Genomic DNA, 19,799 nt, shown 5'->3' with positions numbered 1-19,799 from the left:
ACTAGGACCATGCTGGAAGGCGTGGGTACGTGTTCTGTTTTTGCCTGAGGGGGCATTTGGAGGACACGGGTCGTGCTTGATCACCCGCAAGCTGCGGGTTTTGAGGGCGCTGCCTGCGGCTCTTGTGCGGAGGACAACAAAGCATGAGAGGCAGAATTCATGAAAGTGACTTCATCTGTGGGGGATGAGTACGAATGCGTCGACCTGATTTATGAGGCGGTCGGCGATCAGTTGAAACGGACCATAGTCGCCTTGCAAGAGGCGATGGAGGGTCTGGATAACGGCGATACGCGTGCGGGAAAGGAGATCAAAACCCTGCTTGGGGATCTGCGCCGCGCTCAAACCGCCGCCGTAACGGAAAGGCAAAAGCTCGATGAAGACCGACGCAAAAACGGAGAGCTTGGGCGGGGAGAAGTCGACCTCGACGCCGCCCGATCTCAGATCGTTGATCGCTTGGCTCGCCTGCGAGACACGACAAACGCAGGACGCGTTTCTGAATGATCTGGGGGAGGGGGCGCTGACAGCGCTCCCTTTCCTGTTCGATGCATGGGCACTCGATCATCAACTGCCGCCTGAGGGCGATTGGCGCACATGGGTGATCATGGGCGGTCGTGGTGCGGGCAAAACCCGTGCGGGCGCCGAATGGGTGCGCACGCAGGTCGAGGGGGCCAAGCCGCTGGATGCGGGGCGGGCCCGACGGGTGGCGCTCATTGGCGAGACCTATGACCAAGCGCGCGAAGTGATGGTCTTTGGCGACAGTGGCATTCTGGCCTGTTCACCGCCTGACCGTCGTCCGAAATGGGTGGCTACGCGTCGCACTTTGGTCTGGCCCAATGGCGCGGAGGCGATGGTGTTTTCTGGGTCGGATCCTGAGGCGTTGCGCGGTCCGCAGTTCGACGCGGCATGGGTGGATGAATTGGCGAAATGGAAAGACCCGCGCGGGGCGTGGGACATGCTGCAATTCGGGCTGCGTCTGGGCGATGATCCGCGTCAGGTTGTGACAACGACCCCGCGTAATGTGCAAGTGCTCAAGGACATTATGGATGCGCCGTCGAGTGTGACGACCCATGCGCCTACAGATGCGAATGCGGCGAATTTGGCGAAGTCCTTTCTGGAGGAGGTACACTCGCGCTATGCGGGCACGCGCCTTGGCCGTCAGGAATTGGACGGGGTATTGCTCGACGAGGAAGAGGGGGCTTTGTGGTCGTTGGCAAAGCTCGACGGGAGCCGTGTGGATGACATACCCGAACTGGACCGCATCGTCGTGGCGGTGGACCCGCCTGTGACGGGCCACAAGGGATCAGACGAATGCGGTATCGTGGTCGTGGGGGCTGTGACCCGAGGTGAGCCGCGCAACTGGCGGGCGTATGTGTTGGAGGATGCCACCGTTTCGGCGGCCTCTCCGACTGTCTGGGCTGAGGCGGCGCTGGGGGCTCGTGCGCGGTGGAACGCGGATAAAATCGTGGCGGAGGTGAACCAAGGCGGTGACTTGGTGGAAAGTGTCTTGCGCCAGATTGAACCGATGGCGCCGTTCAAAGCGGTGCGGGCGACCAAGGGAAAAGCGGCGCGGGCCGAACCTGTGGCGGCGCTCTACGATCAGGGTCGCGTGGCGCATACCCGCAACCTCGGGGCGCTTGAGGACCAGATGGTCAAGATGACAGCGCAGGGGTTTCAGTCGGGTGGGTCGCCTGATCGGTTGGACGCTTTGGTCTGGGCGGTGCATGAATTGATGATCGCGCCTGCTGCGGTGGCGATGTGGCCCAAGATACGGACGCTTTAAGGCCCACAAATAGGAGAAAACAACGGATCGCTTCGGCGGTCCGTTTTGCGTTTGGTGCGCGTGATGCAACGGCTGTGGGCAGCGGCATGTGCGCGAACCCCACGTCTATTGGGGGATGCGTGGGGGGTGTTGCGCGAAGGGCGGGGCAGCGCACGGCCTGCTTAGAAGTTCTTTTAACCTCTCATTTAGAACTTCTCTCAACGACGGCGCGGGCAACAGCCAAGGGCGCGAAACGATCAGGAGACGAGAGACATATGTTTGATTTTCTCAAGCGCAGCGTAGACGGTCCGCAAGAGGTCAAGGCCTCGGCCACTGGCGGTGTAGTGGCGGCCATGTCGGGGGCAGGGCGCGTGGCATGGAGCCCACGCGATACAGTCACTTTGACCCGTGTGGGCTTTACCGGAAATCCCGTCGGGTTTCGGGCGGTCAAGCTGATCGCGGAAGCGGCCAGTGCCTTGCCATTGGTTTTGCAGAGCGCCACAGAGCGGTTCGAGACGCATCCCTTGTTGCGCGTCATTGAGCGTCCAAATACGGCACAGGGGCGTGCTGAATTGTTCGAGGCGCTGTATGCGCAGATCCTCTTGTCGGGCAACGGCTACCTTGAGGCTGTGGGCGAGGGGTCGGTGGACGAGTTGCATGTGCTGCGTTCGGACCGCATGAGCCTTGTGCCTGGTGCAGACGGGTGGCCCGTGGCCTACGAATATGCCGTGGGTGGGCGCAAGCACCGCTTTGTGGTGGGCGAAGGGGCAAGCCCGATCTGCCACATCAAATCGTTTCACCCCGCCGATGACCACTATGGTCTCTCCCCGATCCAGGCGGCAGCCACGGCGATTGACGTGCATAACTCCGCAAGCCGTTGGTCCAAGAGCCTGCTCGATAACGCGGCGCGGCCATCGGGAGCGATTGTCTATAAGGGTGTCGATGGTCAGGCGGCGATGAGTGCCGATCAATATGACCGTTTGCTTAGCGAGATGGAGAGCCATCATCAGGGCGCACGCAATGCGGGCCGTCCGATGTTGCTCGAAGGCGGGTTGGACTGGAAGCCGATGGGTTTTTCACCCTCCGACATGGAATTCCAAAAGACCAAGGAAGCCGCCGCTCGCGAGATTGCTGTCGCCTTCGGGGTGCCGCCCATGTTGCTCGGCCTCAACGGTGACGCGACCTATGCCAATTACCAAGAGGCCAATCGTGCCTTTTTCCGTCTGACGGTGCTGCCTTTGGTGTCGAAAGTCACAAGTTCGGTGGGGCATTGGTTGTCCGAGATGACGGGCGAGGCGGTGACGCTGAAACCCGATCTCGATCAGGTCCATGCTCTCTCGAGCGAGCGCGATGCGCAGTGGAACCGCGTGGCGGAGGCGACATTCCTCACCGCCGACGAGAAACGCACCATGCTCGGCCTGCCGCCTTTGGCAGAGGATGATGTTCTGGATGAAGGGGAGCAGTGAGATGACAAACGACACAGATTTTAAGGCGGGTTTTGGCCTTGAGCACAAGTTTTGCCGTCTCGGTGAAACCGAAGTGATCGCGGATGGTGTGCAGATCGAAGGCTATGCCTCGCTGTTTGGCACAAAGGACCAAGGCGGCGATATCGTGGCCAAGGGGGCCTATGGCAAGTCTCTCAAAACGCTCGAGAAAAAGGGCGCAAACGTCAAAATGCTCTGGCAGCACGATCCTGCGCAGCCCATCGGCATTTGGGATGAGGTGCGTGAGGACGGCAAGGGGCTTTACGTCAAGGGCCGCATTCTGACCGACATTGAAAAAGGCCGTGAAGCGGCCGCGCTCATCGGGGCGGGTGCGATTGACGGATTGTCGATCGGCTACCGCACGGTTCGAGCGCAAAAGGATGGCAGCGGCGCTCGCGTCCTGTCTGAACTGGAGCTTTGGGAGGTGTCGCTCGTGACCTTCCCGATGCTTCCCGAAGCGCGGCTTGTCGCAGAAGCCAAAGGGGACGACCCATTGGCGGCTGAGACTATGTTGCGTGACATCGCGGAGGCTCTGACGAGCGCCCGCACGTTGCTGGCCGATGGGAACTGAAGCCGGTGCACTCACCGCTAACCGACAAACAAAGGATTGTTTGGATGAGCAAAACCGAGACGAAGGCTCGGGTCGCAGATGCTGTGATCCGTACCGGGGCAGAACCTGCCACGGAGGTGAAGGCCGCGCTGGCCGGTTTCATGAGTGATCTCAAGGACTTCCAGTCCGAAATCAAAACGAAGCTGAAAGAACAGGAAGAGCGTTTGACCATGCTTGATTATAAATCACAAAACACTGGCCGTCCGGCCCTTTCCGCCTCTTATGAGGTGGACCTTTCCCACAAGTCCGCAATGGAGACCTATGTGCGCAATGGCGACGATGACGCGCTGCGCTCTCTCACGCTTGAGGGAAAATCCATGTCCACCGCCGTCAATGGTGACGGGGGCTACCTCGTCGATCCACAGACGTCTGCGACGATCCAGACGGTGCTTAAATCCACCGCTTCGATCCGCTCTATTGCCAATGTGGTGAATGTGGAATCGACGTCCTACGACGTGTTGATCGACACCACCGATATCGGCTCTGGCTGGGTTTCCGAAACAGGGTCTGTGAGCGAAACATCGACACCCACCATCGACCGTATTTCCATCCCGCTCTACGAGCTGTCGGCCCTGCCGAAAGCCTCGCAGCGCCTCTTGGATGATGCGGCCTTTGACATCGAAAGCTGGCTTGCGGCCCGTATCGCTGACAAATTCGCGGCGTCTGAGGCCTCGGCGTTTATCAATGGTGATGGCATCGACAAGCCCACAGGCATTCTGGCCCATGCGCAGGTTGATAATGATGTCTGGACCTGGGGCACGCTTGGCTATGTCGCCACTGGCACAGATGGCGCGTTTGACGCGACCAACCCTGCGGATGCGATTGTCGAGTTGGTCTATGCGCTTGGGGCGCAGTATCGCTCCAACGGTGCTTTCGTGATGAACTCGAAAACAGCGGGTCAGGTGCGCAAGCTCAAAGACGCCGATGGCCGCTTCTTGTGGTCCGACGGTCTGGCGGCAGGCGAGCCTGCGCGTCTCATGGGGTATCCCGTCTTGGTGGCCGAAGACATGCCAGACATCGCGTCCGATGCGGCTGCGATTGCCTTTGGTGACTTCAACGCGGGTTACACCGTCGCAGAGCGTCCTGATGTGCGCATCCTGCGTGATCCGTTCTCTGCCAAGCCACATGTTTTGTTCTACGCCACCAAGCGCGTGGGCGGTGATGTGTCCGACTTTGCAGCGATCAAATTGCTGAAGTTCTCGGTCTCCTGATCCTGAAACGAACCTGCTTCGGCTTGCGTCATTAGGGCGTGGGTCGGAGCAACGGGATGCGCGGCACAACGCCCGACGTGTTGTCTAGCTGCTCCCCCTCCGTCCGAGCGACACGGGCGGCCGCGCATCCTTCACAAGAGTTGGTCAGGGGGACCGGTATTCGGAGATATGCAATGATGTTGATGGAGCAGACACAGGTTCCCACGGGTGCGCTTCCCATGTCTGGGTTCAAGGACCACCTGCGCCTTGGCACGGGGTTCGGTAATGAGAGCGTGCAGGACGCTGTGCTTGAAACCTATCTGCGTGCGGCTATGGCCGCTGTCGAGGCGCGCACATCCAAGGCGCTGATATCGCGAGACTATTCTTACACGCTGACGGCGTGGCGTGATTTGGGGGCACAGGTGTTGCCCGTGGCTCCGGTGAGCGCGATTACGGCGTTCGTGATTGTGGATCGCACCGGAGGCGAGGCCATCGTCGCTGAGAGCAAGTATATGCTCGAAGAGGACATGCACCGTCCCCGTCTTGTCTCGACGGGGTTTGTCCTGCCGCAGGTGCCCGTGGGTGGCAAGGCGCGGATCGAATTTACGGCGGGTTTTGGCCCTGCGTGGAGCGACGTGCCAAGCGACCTCGCTCAGGCGGTGTTCCTGATGGCGGCGCATTACTACGAGCATCGCCAAGAGGGCGCGTCCTCGGAAAGCACCATGCCGTTCGGTGTCTCCACGCTGTTGGAGCGCTACCGCAACATTCGTTTGTTCGGAGGGCGTGGTTAATGGGCGCTGTACCGTATCTCAATCGTCACCTGACGTTGGAGGAGCCGCAGCGCGTCTCTGACGGGGCAGGCGGCTATGTGGAAAGTTGGGTGCCCCTCGGGTCTCTCTGGGCCTCTATTGAGGCGGGCACAGGGAGCAAGCGGAGTGAGGATTTCGCGACGATTTCTGTGGTGCCATTGCGCATCACAGTGCGCGGCACACCTGTGGGCAGCCCGAGCCGCCCAAAGCCCGAACAGCGGTTTACCGAAGGGGCGCGGACTTACGTGATCCTATCGGTCACGGAAGCAGATCCGATGGGGCATTATTTGATTTGTCAGGCCCGCGAGGAGGTGTCGTCATGAGCTATGGAGTTTCAGCCGCTCTTCAGACCGCAGTCTATCAGGCCCTCGTCAATGACGCGACGATCACGGGATTTGTGGGAACGGACGTGTTCGATGCGCCGCCCACGGGCACACTGCCGTCCCTTTACATCAGCCTTGGCCCCGAAGACGTCGTTGACGCTTCGGATCAGACCGGGCGCGGGGCCCGACATGCGTTCATCGTGAGCTTGGTGTCTGACACGGCAGGGTTTCTGACAGCCAAGCAAGTCGCGGCGGCGGTGTCCGACGTGCTTTTGGGGGGCAATTTGACCCTCACACGGGGCCGCGTTGTCGGGCTCTACTTCGTGTCCGCAAAAGCGCGGCGCGTTCAAGACAGTGATGTGCGTCGGATCGATCTGACCTTCCGCGCACGCGTTGAAGATAACTGATTTCACACGAGAAAACGGAGCACGACATCATGGTTGCGCAAAACGGAAAAGATCTCCTGATCAAGCTGGACATGGACGGCGCTGGTCTATTTGAAACCATCGCGGGGCTACGCGCCCAGCGGATCTCATTCAATGCGGAAAGCGTTGATGTGACCTCACTTGAAAGCGGCGGCGGTTGGCGCGAGCTTCTGGCTGGCGCGGGCGTCAAAAGCGCTGCGATCTCTGGCTCTGGCGTGTTCAAAGACGCCAATACCGACGAACGGGCCCGTCAGATTTTCTTTGACGGCGAAGTGCCCAATTTTCAGGTGATCATCCCTGATTTCGGCGTCGTCGAAGGCCCGTTCCAGATCACATCGATTGAATACGCAGGCAGCCATGACGGTGAAGCCACGTATGAATTGTCGATGGCTTCTGCGGGGCAAATGACCTTCGTGGCGGATTGATCGCATGGCCAACCCGTTTCAAGGCGAAGTGGCTCTGACACTCAACGGTGAGCGGCGCGTTCTCAAGCTGACGCTTGGGGCCTTGGCCGAACTGGAGGCGGGGCTTGAGGTGGACACGCTTGTGGGGCTCGTCGAGCGCTACGAAGCGGGTCAGTTCTCCTCGGCGGATGTGCTGCGGGTCGTGGTCGCGGGGTTGCGCGGCGGCGGCTGGCAGGGCGGATATGGCGACATCCTCACCGCCGAAATCAAGGGCGGACCGCTTGAGGCGGCACGGGTCGGGGCGGAGCTGATTGCGCGCGCCTTCACCGTGCCGAGCTGAGGGGGCGCCGATGGGATTGATGTCAGATCAGAACCTGGATCAGGGCGGCGTCGATTGGCCCGCGTTGATGCGGGCGGGCATTCGCGGGCTTGGCCTGCGCCCGTCCGAGTTCTGGGCGCTCACGCCCGCCGAGCTGTTGATGATGCTCGGGTCGGGCAGCGGATCGGCCCCGATGGGACGGGCCCGTTTGGACGAATTGGCGCGGGCCTATCCCGATGCGCCGGATAACTCACCTGAGAAGGAAGGGTAACACGATGGACGATATCAATGGTCTGGACCGGTTCGAGGATCGCGTGTCCGAGATGGAAAGCGTCATGGGCGGGGCGGGATCTATGGCCTCTGCTTTTAACGCCGAGATGGTGCGCTTGCAGGCCACTGCGGCGCAGACCCAACGCGAGATCGGCACGTTGGAACGTGGCATGTCGCGTGGATTGCGCCAAGCCATCGACGGATTGGTGTTTGATGGGGATACGCTCTCAAGCGCACTCAAGGGTGTTGGCCGCTCTATGCTGGACGCTGCCTATACCGCTGCGGTGAAGCCTGTGACTGATCATGTGGGATCGATTTTGGGCACAGGACTAGAGGCCGTGATCCAAGGGCTGATGCCGTTCGAGAAAGGCGGGGCCTTTGCGCAAGGTCGAGTGCAGCCCTTTGCCAATGGTGGGGTGGTGTCGCAGGCGACCTATTTCCCGATGCGCGGCGGCACGGGGTTGATGGGCGAAGCGGGGGCGGAGGCGATTATGCCGCTGTCGCGCGGGGCCAATGGCAAACTCGGTGTGCAGGCCACAGGCAGCAGCCGTCCCGTCAACATCACAATGAATATTTCCACGCCCGACGTGCAGGGGTTCCAACGCTCGCAGTCCCAGATTGCGGCTCAGATGGCCCGTGTGATGGGGCGCGGGCAACGCAACCGCTAGGGCCGCACCCTGACGCAGATTTGACATCCGCAGCGCCATACGTGGCCCGCCAGATCGGCGATTTTTCGGAGGATAAGACATGGCTTTCCATGATGTAAGATTTCCCGCGAACTTGAGCTTTGGCTCGGTGGGTGGCCCTGAGCGGCGCACCGATGTGGTCACATTGGCCAACGGGTTCGAAGAGCGCAACACGCCGTGGGCGCATTCGCGTCGCCGGTATGACGCGGGACTTGGTATGCGCTCGCTCGATGATATCGAGACCTTGATTGCGTTTTTCGAGGCGCGTCAGGGGCAGATGTTTGGATTTCGCTGGAAGGACTGGTCGGATTTCAAATCCTGCGCGGCGTCTGCTGCGGTGGCCTATGACGATCAGGAAATTGCCAAGGGCGATGGCGAGACGCTGACCTATCAGCTCAACAAGCTCTATGCCTCTGGCACAGCCAGTTACCGCCGTCCCATCATCAAGCCCGTGTTCGGCACGGTGGTCGTGGGAACGGGCGGTGTGGAGCTGCAAGAGGGCATCCACTGGACGGTTGATATCAATACGGGGCTCATCACATTTGACTCGCCGCCAGAGGAAGACATTCCGATCACGGCGGGGTTCGAGTTTGACGTACCTGTGCGTTTTGATACCGACCGCATCGCTACCTCCGTGGCTTCGTTTCAAGCGGGTGAAGTGCCCAATGTGCCGATTGTGGAGGTGCGGGTCTGATGGCTGTTCCTTCCGATCATTTCCCAAGTGCAATGAAAGCGCACCTTGAGAGCGGCAACACCACCGTGGCGCGGTGTTGGGCGCTGACGCGGCGCGATGGGATCGTGCATGGCTTCACCGACCACGATCTCGACCTGAGCTTTGAGGGGATAACCTTCAAGGCGGACACGGGGCTAACGGCGCAGGCGCTTGAGCAGACCACAGGGTTGTCGGTGGACAATACCGAGACCCTTGGCGCGTTGTCGTCGGCGGCGGTGGATGAGCGCGATATCGAGGCAGGGCGCTATGATGGTGCCAAGGTCCGCTCGTGGCTGGTCAACTGGGCCAACACGGATGAGCGCGTGATGCAATTCAACGGCACCTTTGGCGAGATCACCCGCGTGGCGGGGGGCTTTCGCGCCGAATTGCGCGGTCTGACGGAGATGCTGAACCAGACGCAGGGGCGGGTGTATCACTCGGCCTGTTCGGCGGTTTTGGGTGGCAAGGGCTGCGGGTTTGACCTCGACAGCCTTGGCTACACCGCGACGGTAGCCGTCGAGGCGGTGGAGAGCGCCCGCGTGTTCCGCTTTGCCGATATGGTTGAGTTCGATGATCGGTGGTTCGAGCGTGGCCGCCTGATTGTCCAATCGGGCGCTGCGGCGGGGCTGATCGGGATCGTCAAGAATGATCGCCTGAGCGGTGATGGTCGTATCGTCGAACTTTGGGATCCGATCCGCGGCGAGATTGCCGTGGGTGATACCATTCGCATTGAGCCGGGTTGTGACAAGCGAGCCGAAACCTGCCGCCTGAAATTCAACAACTTCAATAACTTTCGTGGCTTTCCTCATATTCCTGGTGAGGACTGGATGGCCGCTTATCCATCGTCGCAAGATGACAACGATGGTGGCAGCCTGATCGGAGGCGCGTGATGAACGGGCAGGATGTCGTCGCTTTGGCGCGGGCGTGGATTGGCACGCCGTACCGCCATCAAGCCACCGTTAAGGGCGCAGGCGCGGACTGCCTTGGGCTGCTGCGCGGGGTGTGGCGCGAGGCCTTCGGGACCGAGCCTGCGCCTGTGCCTGCCTATAGTTTTGACTGGTCCGAACCTGCGGGAGACGAGCGGCTGTGGCGGGCCGTGGCCACGCATATGACCGAGACCTCCGTGGCCGATATAGCGGCGGGCAAGGTCGTGTTGTTTCGGATGCGTTCGGGGGCGGTGGCCAAGCATCTCGGTATCGTGTCGCAGATGGGTGATCACCCCACATTCATCCATGCCTATAGCGGGCATGGGGTGGTGGAGAGCGCGCTATCGGCCCCTTGGATGCGTCGCATTGTGGCGTGTTTTGCCTTTCCTGACCTGAGCTGTGCCCCAGATGTGGGGGCGCCGCTGTCCCAAGAGAATTTCCAGAACGGAGGCCTGTGATGGCGACGATTTTACTTTCTGCTGTAGGTGCGGCTGCGGGGGCATCCGTGGGCGGTGGCGTTCTGGGCTTGTCCTCGGTGGTCATTGGTCGCGCCATTGGCGGCACCATTGGCGCAAGCATTGATCAGCGGATCATGGGGGCCGGCAGCACGGCGGTAGAGACGGGCCGCGTGGACCGTTTCCGTCTGACAAGTGCCTCTGAAGGCGCTCCGATTGCGCAGCTTTATGCGCGGATGCGTATGGGTGGTCAGATTATTTGGGCCACACGGTTCAGCGAGACGTCGACCACCACCGAGACGCGCGGCGGCAAAGGCACGCCATCGTCTTCGGTAACGGAGTATAGCTATTCGGTATCGCTCGCCATTGCGCTGTGCGAGGGCGAGATTGCGCGGGTGGGCCGTGTTTGGGCGGACGGGCAGGAAATCAGCCCGAACGACCTCAATATGCGCGTCTACACAGGCTCTGAGGATCAGCTTCCCGATCCAAAGATCGAAGCGGTCGAAGGTGCAGGTGCGGCCCCTGCCTATCGCGGGATTGCCTATGTGGTGCTTGAGGATCTCGATCTGTCGCCCTACGGCAACCGTGTGCCGCAATTCACCTTTGAGGTGGTGCGCCCCGAACAGGAAGGCGAGCCGGAGGTCGGCACGGGTGTTGAGCCTGATCTGCACGAGATCGTCAAAGGGGTCTCGATGATCCCCGGCACGGGTGAATATGCGCTGGCCACCACGCCGGTTTATTTCGAGGACGGATTGGGCAATGTGGAGAATGCCAATGTGCATTCCGCATCGGGCAAAACCAACTTTGCCACGGCGCTTGATGATCTGGTGGGTGAATTGCCCAAGGCCAAGTCCACCTCGCTTGTGGTGTCTTGGTTCGGCAATGATCTGCGCTGCGGCTCCTGCACGCTCAAACCCAAAGTCGAGCAGAACAGCATTGACGGCTCGCCAATGGAATGGAGTGTTTCTGGGCTGACCCGCGACACCGCCGAGACCTTGCCGCGTTTGCCTGATGACCGTGTGGCCTATGGTGGCACGCCCACCGATCAATCGGTGGTGGAGGCTATTCAGGCGCTGCATGACGCAGGCCGCGAGGTGATGTTCTACCCGTTCATCTTGATGGATCAGATGCAGGGCAACAGTTTGATCGACCCGTGGACGGGCGTTGCGGGGCAACCGCATTTGCCGTGGCGCGGACGTATTACTACCTCGCTCGCACCCGGTGTGGCGGGCAGCCCCAATGGCACCGCTGCGGCGGACGCCGAGGTTGCGGCGTTTTTCGGGACGGCTCAGGTCTCCGATTTCACCCAAGAGGCGGACCGCGTCCACTACACAGGGCCAGAGGAATATTCCTATCGCCGCATGATCCTGCACAATGCGCATTTGTGCGCGGCGGCGGGGGGCGTGCATTCGTTTTGTATCGGCTCGGAGATGCGCTCGCTCACTACGATCCAAGGCGCAAACGGCTTTCCTGCTGTCGATGCCCTGATCCAACTGGCAGCGGATTGTCGCGCTATTTTGGGACCGGAGTGCAAAATCGGCTATGCGGCGGACTGGTCTGAGTATTTCGGCTACCAGTTCGGGGGCAATCTCTATTACCACCTTGATCCGCTTTGGGCCGATGACAACATCGACTTTATCGGTATAGACAACTACATGCCGATTTCCGATTGGCGCGACGGCGACGATCATGCCGATGCCGCCTATGGCTCGATCTATAATCTCGACTACCTCAAAGCCAATATCGAGGGCGGCGAGGGCTATGACTGGTATTATGCTCACCTCAACCATGCAGCGGCCCAAATCCGTACGCCGATCTATGACGGCTTGCACGGTGAAGACTGGATCTGGCGCTACAAGGACATCCGCGCGTGGTGGGAGAATGACCACCACGACCGTATCGACGGGGTGCGTATAGAGACGCCCACCGCGTGGGAGCCACGGATGAAACCCGTGTGGTTCACCGAGATCGGCTGTGCTGCTGTGGACAAAGGCTCAAATGAGCCGAACAAGTTTCTGGACCCGAAATCCTCCGAAAGCTCCTTGCCCAAATACTCCAATGGGCGGCGCGATGATTTTATTCAGTTGCAATATTTGCGGGCGCACACCCAATATTGGACGGACCCTGAGAACAACCCGACCTCGGACGTCTACGGCGGGCCGATGATCGACATGGAGCGTGCTTACGTCTGGGCGTGGGATGCGCGGCCATACCCCGCGTTTCCCAATGCCACCTCCGTGTGGTCGGACGGGATCAACTATGTCAAAGGGCACTGGCTGAACGGGCGGGCAGGATCGCGATCTCTGGCCGATGTGGTGGCCGAGATATGCCGCCGTTCTGGCGTGACGGATTACGATGTGAGCGAGCTTTGGGGCGTCTTGCGCGGTTACACCGTGGGCGATGTCACAGATGCACGCAGTGCGCTTCAGCCGTTGATGCTGGCCTATGGGTTCGACGCGATCGAGCGCGAGGGGAAGCTCATTTTCCGCACGCAGGACGGCAAGACCTCGACGGTGATCGACGAGCCAAATCTGGCGCAGATCGACACGCTTGACGGTGTGGTTGAACGCACCCGAGCGCCCGAGGCCGAGATTGCAGGGCGCGTGGCGATGACCTTTGTCGAGGCGGACGGCTCCTTTGCCGCGCGCACCGAAGAGGCGATTTACCCCGATGAGGAAACCCGCGCGGTGTCGCTCTCTGAGTTGCCACTGGCCCTCACACGTTCCGAGGGCAAACAAGTGGTTGAACGGTGGCTCGCGCAATCGCGTGTGGCCCGTGACACCGCCCGTTTTGTGCTGCCGCCTTCCATGGGGGCTTACGGCGCGGGGGATGTGGTTGAAATTGAGGAGGACGCAGGACCAGCGCTCTACCGCATTGATCATTCGACCCTCGACACCGCCCGTCAGGTCGAAGCGGTGCGCATAGAGCGCGCCAATCTGGAGCCATCTGACGCGGCAGAGGAGATTGTCGAGGCGCGGGCCTTCGCAGCACCTGTGCCTGTGTTCCCGCTGTTTCTCGATCTGCCGCTGTTGTCGGAAAGCCAAGTGCCTCATGCGCCCTTTGTGGGGGCGGTGGCCAAACCGTGGCCGGGATCGACGGCGGTTTATGCGTCAGCCTCGGATGAGGGCTACACGCTCAACACGCTGTTGCCGACATGGGCGACCTTTGGTGTGACCGAGACGGCGATGGACCCTGCTGTGGCGGGGCAATGGGATCGCGGTGTGCCGCTGCGCATCAAACTCACCCGTGGCACCCTGTCGTCCGCCACGCAAGACGCCGTTTTGAACGGGGCCAATGCGATGGCCATCGGCGATGGCACGTCGGGGCGTTGGGAGGTGTTTCAGTTCGCCAATGCCACTTTGGTCGGCGCGGGCACCTATGACGTCTCGCTGCGCCTGCGCGGTCAGGCGGGCACCGATGCGCTTGAAGACGGAGCCTTGCCCATCTGGCCTGTCGGTTCGCAAGTGGTGCTGCTCAACGAGGCGCTCAAGCAGATCGACCTGCCATCGTCCGAGCGCGGACTGGCGCGTCACTACCGTATCGGCCCTGCGCAGCGCAGCTTTGCCGATCCGAGCTACAAACATCGGATTGAGGCCTTTGACGGCATCGGATTGCGCCCCTATGCGCCAACCCATTTGCGGGCTTCGCGCGATAGTGCAAGCGGCGATCTCGCCCTGACATGGGTGCGCCGCACACGCATTGACGGCGACAGTTGGGCCTCGGTCGAGGTGCCACTGGGCGAGGGGATGGAAGCCTATAGCGTCCGCGTCGTCAAAAACGGTGTGGTGCTGCGCGAGGCGACCACGGGCTCGCCCGCGTGGAGCTACGATTTTGCCACCCAAACATCGGACGGGGCCGTGCCTCCGTTCACCATCGAAGTTGCTCAGCTGTCCGACAGTTTCGGCGCGGGCCTGTTCACAAGGACCATGATCAATGACTGATACATCCCGTCTCAACCTGCCACTTCTCGCCCCGTCACAGGCGCAAAAACACGTGACCGTCAACGAGGCGCTCTCGCGTCTTGATGCCTTGGTGCAACTGGCGTTGTCCTCTGTGACCCAAACCACTCCACCGTTGTCGCCCATGGAGGGTGATGCCTATGGCGTGCCGGTGGGCGCGGTGAACGATTGGGCGGGCCAAGAGGGCCAGATCGCCATCTTCGTCAACGCGGGATGGGCCTTTGTGCCTGCCACGCAAGGGATGCGGGCCTATGTTGTCGATCAGGGCTTTTACGCGTCCTTCAATGGCACCGATTGGGTAGAAGGCATGCAATCGCTGTCGCCAAGCGGCGCGGGCATGATCCAACGCACCATCGAGATCGACCATGTGATCGGCGCTGGGGCGACCTCCAACGTGCCTTTCGCGCTGCCCGCGCAATCGGTGGTCTTTGGCGTTACAGGGCGCGTGACCACCGCCATTACGGGCACGGCTACGGGATTTTCGCTCGGTGTTGCGGCGTCCTCAAATCGCTACGGTTCGGGGCTTTCGCTGCCGCAAGGCTCATGGCTGCGCGGTCTCACAGGCACACCTGTGACCTATTACGGGTCCGAAGATTTAATCCTCACAGCCGAGGGCGGCAATTTTGCGAGCGGTGAAATCCGACTGGCGGTGCATTGTTTGCAATTTGCCCTGCCGAACTAAGCGGCTAGGATTTATTGAGGAAAAGACCCATGAAGCAGGGGCGCATCCGCAGTATCGCGGTTGCGCCTTTGTGGTGTATGGGGATCATCACGCGCTGAAATTCTCCACATCACACTCTTGCGTTTTGGAACTTGGCTCTATCTATAGTACGCTCCTGCGCAAAGAGGATGTGAGACATGGCAAAAACCAAAGTCCAGATTTCAAAGATTGATCCTGTGTGGACACGGATCGTGACCGAGGCACGTCAGGCTGTCGGTGACGAGCCGTTGCTCGGTGGGATGGTGCATGCCTGTATTTTGCATCACGAGACCTTTGAGGATGCACTGGCGTACCGTTTGGCGCAAAAACTGGCCTCGCCCGAGATGTCGGAGCAGTTGATCCGCGAGATTGCCGATGAGGCCTACGCCGATGACGAGGGGCTTGCCGATGCCGCGCGTGCCGATCTGGCCGCTGTCTTTGATCGCGACCCTGCGTGCCATGCCTACATTCAGCCCCTGTTGTATTTCAAAGGCTTTCAAGCGATCCAAGCCCACCGCGTGTCGCATTGGTTGTGGAAACGGGGGCGTAAAGACCTGTCGTATTTCTTCCAGATGCGGGTCTCGGAGCTGTTCTCCATCGACATTCACCCCAATTGCCGCATCGGCAAGGGGATTTTCCTCGACCACGCTCACAGCCTCGTCTTTGGCGAGACTGCGGTGATCGGGGATAATTGTTCAATCCTCCACGATGTGACGCTCGGCGGGACGGGTAAGGAAGAGGAAGACCGTCACCCGAAGATTGGCGATGGCGTATTGATCGGGGCAGGGGCCAAGGTGCTTGGCAACATCCAGATCGGTCATTGCTCTCGCATTGCTGCGGGATCGGTCGTGTTGGCTGATGTGCCGCCCAAAACCACAGTCGCGGGCGTGCCTGCAAAGGTCGTGGGCGAGGCCGGCTGTTCACAGCCATCCGTGTCGATGAACCAGTTGATCGGTGCACGGGCCTCCGACAGCTAACCCGCGAGAATTATTGCATTTAGACAAGAACAATCCCCCACGGAGTAATCCTTGGGGGATTTTTGTTCGATTTGTGCAAGTTTAAATCGGGATGCCCTTTGCGTAGAGCGCGTCATATTTTGAACCCGCCAATGTTATGTCGAACGCGCCGACGCCATATTCGCGCGCGCCAATGTTGCGGGCTGCGGTGGCCACCACGTCAAACGGGACGGCTTTGAAACCTGTCGTTTGTGATCCGAGCACCGCGTAGTGCGGCTGTGTGCCAACGGGCGCAGGGGTTAATGTGCGCACGCCCTCTGCCAAGGAGAAAATCGCAGCCCCTGTGGGAACGCCACCTTCCGACTTTGCCTCAAGGCCAAGCCATTGGCGCAGTTTACTGACAACAGTAGGCCAGATGGAGGGGGCGTTTTTTCGGAGCAGTTTGGCGACAAAAATCTCTTCGTCGCGGTCGATCTCTTGGAGCGCAACGCCGTCCGCCATGACCGCGTCGATGCGGGCGCCCAATGAGCCCTTCGCGCCTTTGAACATCGCTGTTGTGACATTGAACGGGCGGCGGTAGCCGAAAATGGTCAGCGGGTTGTGCGGATCGGTCCCCTTTTGGTGACGTGTCACCATATGCGCCTCTGCCATGCGGTCGGCGACCCACGCCGCGCCGCCGTAAAGCGCCACTTCGTCGCTCGATACTGCGACATCGCTGTCCTCGGGTTTTACCTCGGCTTGCGTCACCCTGCCCAAACATTCTGCGAGATCACGGGCCAAGATGGCGTCACAGGCGGGGGTGAAGGCGTTGACGCCGACTTCATACCCGTCCTTGCGGGGGTAGACCATCGCACCGCGCAACGACTGCTTGGGGATGTAGAAGGCCAGATCTCCGTCCTCGGTTTTCATGACCTCGACCTCGGGGCGTGCCAGTGCGGACAAAATATCGTGGGGCTCGGGGCGTTGATCGGTTTTGACGTAGAAATAGAAGCTCATCGTTGACCTTGCCTGATTTGGTTCGCGCTTTTGATCTTACCATATGCCCATAAAAAACCCGCCGAAAAGCGGGTTTTCTAAAGGGTTTTGATTGGTGGAGCGTGCCTTAGGCGAGCATTGCCACGGGGTTTTCGAGATTGTCCACGATGGCCTTGAGTAGGTTCGCACCCACGGCGCCGTCGATCACACGGTGATCCACAGACATGGTCATCGACATCACGGTGGCCACTTTCAACTCGCCATCCTCACCCACAACAGGCGTCGGCTTGCCTGCGCCAACGGCGAGAATGCCCGCGTGTGGCGGGTTCACGATGGCGTCGAAATTGTCGATGCCGAACATGCCGAGGTTGGAGATTGCGAAAGAGCCGCCTTGGTATTCATGCGGTGCCAGTTTGCGATCCCGTGCGCGACCTGCGAGGTCTTTCATCTCTTTGGACAGAGCCGAGAGAGACTTCATATCGGCGTCTTTAAGCACAGGCGTAAACAGCCCGCCCTCAATCGCAACAGCCACCGCCACATCGGACGGTTTGAGTTGCAACACACGGTCGCCCGCCCAGACCGCATTGGCCTCTGGGACTTCTTGCAGCGCGTTGGCCACGGCCTTGATGATGAAGTCGTTGACCGACAGCTTCACGCCCTTGCTCTCAAGCTGCTTGTTGAGCTGCGAGCGGAACTTGAGCAGTGCGTCCAGTTGGACATCGCGGCGCAGGTAGAAGTGCGGGATGGTCTGCTTGGCCTCGGAGAGACGCGCGGCAATGGTCTTGCGCATCCCGTCGAGTTTGACTTCCTCGTAGTCGCGATCCGCATACATCTGGGCCACGACATCGGCGGACATACCCGTGGGGGCAGCTGTCGGTGCAGCGGCGGTAGCGGCTTTGGGGGCTTCGGCCTTGGGCGCGGCTTGTGCGGCTTCAACGTCGGCTTTCACAATGCGACCTTTGGGGCCTGTGCCTGTGATGCTTGCCAGATCAATCCCGTTTTGCGCTGCGATGCGCCGCGCCAAAGGCGAGGCAAACACGCGGGTGCCATCCTTGGACGGAGCAGCAGGGGCAGGGGTAGCGGCAGGGGCGGCTGCGGGAGTGGCTTCGGCCTTGGGCGCGTCTGCGGCGGCAGGTGCAGCAGGGGCCGCGCCCCCACCGACATTGTCCATCGCAGAGGCGTCTTCGCCCTCTTCGAGCAGCACCGCAATCGGGCTGTTCACTTTGACGCCTTCGGTGCCTTCCGCGACGATGATCTTGCCGATCACGCCCTCGTCCACGGCTTCGAATTCCATCGTCGCCTTGTCGGTTTCAATCTCTGCAATCACATCGCCAGATGTGACCGTGTCGCCCTCTTTGACGAGCCATTTTGCAAGCGTGCCTTCCTCCATCGTTGGAGAAAGCGCGGGCATAAGTAGTTCAATAGCCATTGTTTTTCTCCTTAACGGTAGGTGACTTCTTTGACAGCGGCGACCACCTCGTCAGTGGTGATCAGTGCGTGTTTTTCAAGGTTCGCGGCATAAGGCATCGGCACATCTTTACCAGTGCAGTTGATCACAGGCGCGTCGAGATAGTCGAAAGCACGTTGCATGATCGTCGCGGACAAGTGGTTGCCAATCGCGCCTACGGGCCAGCCTTCTTCGACGGTGACACAGCGGTTGGTTTTCTGAACCGAGGCCAGAACCGTGTCGTAGTCGATGGGGCGCAGGGTGCGCAGGTCGATGACTTCGGCGGAAATGCCCTCTTCGGCCAGCTTGTCGGCGGCTTCGAGTGCGTAGGTCATGCCGATGCCAAAGGAAACGATGGTCACATCTGTGCCTTCGCGCCAGATGCGGGCCTTGCCGAATGGCACCGTGTAATCCTCAATGTCAGGCACATCGAATTGCTTGCCGTAGAGGATCTCGTTTTCGAGGAAGATTACAGGGTTGTCGTCGCGGATCGCGGTTTTCATCAGACCTTTGTAGTCGGAGGCGGAGTAGGGCATCACGACCTTGAGGCCCGGAACCTGTGCATACCATGCGGCGTAGCACTGCGAGTGCTGCGCGCCCACGCGGGCGGCGGCACCGTTGGCCCCACGGAACACCATCGGAGCGCCCATCTGACCGCCAGACATATAAAGTGTCTTGGCCGCCGAGTTGATGAGGTGGTCAATGGCCTGCATCGCGAAGTTGAAGGTCATGAATTCCACAATGGGGCGCAAACCGCCGAAGGACGCGCCGGTGGCGATACCGGCAAAGCCGTGCTCGGTGATCGGCGTGTCGATGACGCGCTTGGCGCCGAACTCGTCGAGCATCCCTTGCGAGATTTTATACGCACCTTGGTATTCTGCGACTTCTTCGCCCATCAGGAAGACGTTTTCGTCGCGGCGCATTTCTTCGGACATCGCGTCACGGAGCGCTTCACGCACCGTTTGCTTTTTCATCGGTGTGCCCTCGGGCCAATCAGGCGTGACCTCTTTGACCTCGATGGGCGCTGCGGCGGTCGCAGGGACCGAAGCAGGTGCAGCGGCGGGGGCCTCAGGGGCCTCGGTCGTTGCGGGCGCAGATGGGGCGGAGGCGCTGAGGTTGGAGGCGTCTTCGCCTTCTTCCACGAGGATTGCGATGACATCGTTCACTTTGACACCTTCGGTGCCCTCGGCGACGAGCAATTTGCCAACCACACCTTCGTCTACAGCTTCGAATTCCATCGTCGCTTTGTCGGTTTCAATTTCCGCGATGATGTCGCCAGCGGAGACAGTGTCCCCTTCTTTGACGAGCCATTTCGCGAGCGTGCCTTCTTCCATCGTCGGGGAGAGGGCGGGCATAAGAAGTTCAGTAGCCATTGTCTAAATTCTCCCTC

Annotated in this window: 21 protein-coding genes; 18 read left to right on the top strand and 3 right to left on the bottom strand. The window is 60.4% G+C overall.

Annotated elements, in window-relative coordinates:
* The first annotated feature begins 159 nt into the window (after positions 1-159).
* From ACN0TS_RS09080 to cysE, 18 genes are all read left to right on the top strand, one after another.
* Positions 160-501, top strand: a complete 342-nt coding sequence (locus ACN0TS_RS09080; protein ID WP_417259030.1) for a hypothetical protein — start codon at positions 160-162, stop codon at positions 499-501.
* 1 nt (position 502) lies between these two features.
* The gene (locus tag ACN0TS_RS09075; RefSeq protein WP_417259092.1) at positions 503-1,780 is read left to right on the top strand and encodes a DNA-packaging protein; all 1,278 of its coding nucleotides are present in this window, start codon (positions 503-505) and stop codon (positions 1,778-1,780) included.
* A gap of 254 nt (positions 1,781-2,034) precedes the next feature.
* Positions 2,035-3,225 (top strand): phage portal protein, encoded by a 1,191-nt coding sequence (locus ACN0TS_RS09070; RefSeq protein WP_417259029.1) that lies wholly within the window; start codon positions 2,035-2,037, stop codon positions 3,223-3,225.
* A gap of 1 nt (position 3,226) precedes the next feature.
* Positions 3,227-3,814, top strand: coding sequence for an HK97 family phage prohead protease (locus ACN0TS_RS09065; RefSeq protein ID WP_417259028.1), 588 nt, complete (start codon positions 3,227-3,229; stop codon positions 3,812-3,814).
* Between the two features lie 44 nt (positions 3,815-3,858).
* A complete protein-coding gene (locus ACN0TS_RS09060) occupies positions 3,859-5,064 on the top strand; it encodes a phage major capsid protein (RefSeq protein WP_417259027.1) in 1,206 nt (401 codons plus the stop codon).
* 173 nt (positions 5,065-5,237) lie between these two features.
* A complete protein-coding gene (locus tag ACN0TS_RS09055; protein ID WP_417259026.1) occupies positions 5,238-5,834 on the top strand; it encodes a head-tail connector protein in 597 nt (198 codons plus the stop codon).
* Entirely contained in the window at positions 5,834-6,175 is a 342-nt protein-coding gene (locus ACN0TS_RS09050; protein ID WP_417259025.1) for a head-tail adaptor protein, read from the top strand. The genes ACN0TS_RS09055 and ACN0TS_RS09050 overlap by 1 nt, the downstream gene beginning before the upstream one ends.
* Positions 6,172-6,582, top strand: a complete 411-nt coding sequence (locus tag ACN0TS_RS09045) for a DUF3168 domain-containing protein (protein ID WP_417259024.1) — start codon at positions 6,172-6,174, stop codon at positions 6,580-6,582. The genes ACN0TS_RS09050 and ACN0TS_RS09045 overlap by 4 nt, the downstream gene beginning before the upstream one ends.
* Positions 6,583-6,611: 29 nt before the next feature.
* Complete coding sequence (locus ACN0TS_RS09040) at positions 6,612-7,025, top strand: phage major tail protein, TP901-1 family (protein WP_417259023.1); 414 nt, start codon at positions 6,612-6,614, stop codon at positions 7,023-7,025.
* 4 nt (positions 7,026-7,029) lie between these two features.
* Entirely contained in the window at positions 7,030-7,344 is a 315-nt protein-coding gene (locus ACN0TS_RS09035) for a gene transfer agent family protein (protein WP_417259022.1), read from the top strand.
* Between the two features lie 10 nt (positions 7,345-7,354).
* Positions 7,355-7,594 carry a rcc01693 family protein gene (locus ACN0TS_RS09030; RefSeq protein WP_417259021.1) on the top strand — a complete coding sequence of 80 codons (240 nt, stop codon included), beginning with the start codon at positions 7,355-7,357 and terminating at the stop codon, positions 7,592-7,594.
* 4 nt (positions 7,595-7,598) lie between these two features.
* Positions 7,599-8,261 (top strand): phage tail tape measure protein, encoded by a 663-nt coding sequence (locus tag ACN0TS_RS09025; protein ID WP_417259020.1) that lies wholly within the window; start codon positions 7,599-7,601, stop codon positions 8,259-8,261.
* A 79-nt stretch (positions 8,262-8,340) separates the two neighbouring features.
* Positions 8,341-8,973 carry a TIGR02217 family protein gene (locus tag ACN0TS_RS09020; RefSeq protein ID WP_417259019.1) on the top strand — a complete coding sequence of 211 codons (633 nt, stop codon included), beginning with the start codon at positions 8,341-8,343 and terminating at the stop codon, positions 8,971-8,973.
* Positions 8,973-9,881: a DUF2163 domain-containing protein gene (locus ACN0TS_RS09015; protein WP_417259018.1), complete on the top strand. Its 909-nt coding sequence runs from the start codon at positions 8,973-8,975 to the stop codon at positions 9,879-9,881. The genes ACN0TS_RS09020 and ACN0TS_RS09015 overlap by 1 nt, the downstream gene beginning before the upstream one ends.
* Positions 9,881-10,375: an NlpC/P60 family protein gene (locus ACN0TS_RS09010; RefSeq protein WP_417259017.1), complete on the top strand. Its 495-nt coding sequence runs from the start codon at positions 9,881-9,883 to the stop codon at positions 10,373-10,375. Before ACN0TS_RS09015 ends, ACN0TS_RS09010 begins: the two co-directional genes overlap by 1 nt.
* Positions 10,375-14,313 carry a baseplate multidomain protein megatron gene (locus ACN0TS_RS09005; RefSeq protein ID WP_417259016.1) on the top strand — a complete coding sequence of 1,313 codons (3,939 nt, stop codon included), beginning with the start codon at positions 10,375-10,377 and terminating at the stop codon, positions 14,311-14,313. Before ACN0TS_RS09010 ends, ACN0TS_RS09005 begins: the two co-directional genes overlap by 1 nt.
* Positions 14,306-15,013: a DUF2793 domain-containing protein gene (locus ACN0TS_RS09000; protein ID WP_417259015.1), complete on the top strand. Its 708-nt coding sequence runs from the start codon at positions 14,306-14,308 to the stop codon at positions 15,011-15,013. Before ACN0TS_RS09005 ends, ACN0TS_RS09000 begins: the two co-directional genes overlap by 8 nt.
* Positions 15,014-15,189: 176 nt before the next feature.
* Complete coding sequence (cysE, locus tag ACN0TS_RS08995; protein WP_417259014.1) at positions 15,190-16,008, top strand: serine O-acetyltransferase; 819 nt, start codon at positions 15,190-15,192, stop codon at positions 16,006-16,008.
* Between the two features lie 81 nt (positions 16,009-16,089).
* On the opposite strand, the gene ACN0TS_RS08990 is transcribed toward cysE, so the two are convergent.
* The 3 genes from ACN0TS_RS08990 to ACN0TS_RS08980 form a co-directional block, all read right to left on the bottom strand.
* Positions 16,090-16,983, bottom strand: a complete 894-nt coding sequence (locus tag ACN0TS_RS08990; protein WP_417259013.1) for a hypothetical protein — start codon at positions 16,981-16,983, stop codon at positions 16,090-16,092.
* Between the two features lie 106 nt (positions 16,984-17,089).
* A complete protein-coding gene (locus ACN0TS_RS08985; RefSeq protein ID WP_417259012.1) occupies positions 17,090-18,391 on the bottom strand; it encodes a pyruvate dehydrogenase complex dihydrolipoamide acetyltransferase in 1,302 nt (433 codons plus the stop codon).
* Positions 18,392-18,402: 11 nt separating this feature from the next.
* Positions 18,403-19,782 carry a pyruvate dehydrogenase complex E1 component subunit beta gene (locus tag ACN0TS_RS08980; RefSeq protein ID WP_417259011.1) on the bottom strand — a complete coding sequence of 460 codons (1,380 nt, stop codon included), beginning with the start codon at positions 19,780-19,782 and terminating at the stop codon, positions 18,403-18,405.
* Between the last annotated feature and the right edge of the window lie 17 nt (positions 19,783-19,799).

Origin of the sequence: Celeribacter sp. (assembly GCF_048266405.1) — a bacterium.
Lineage (GTDB): Bacteria > Pseudomonadota > Alphaproteobacteria > Rhodobacterales > Rhodobacteraceae > Celeribacter.
Note: the sequence above shows the minus strand (reverse complement) of the source record. Positions and strands in the feature narration are given on the sequence as shown.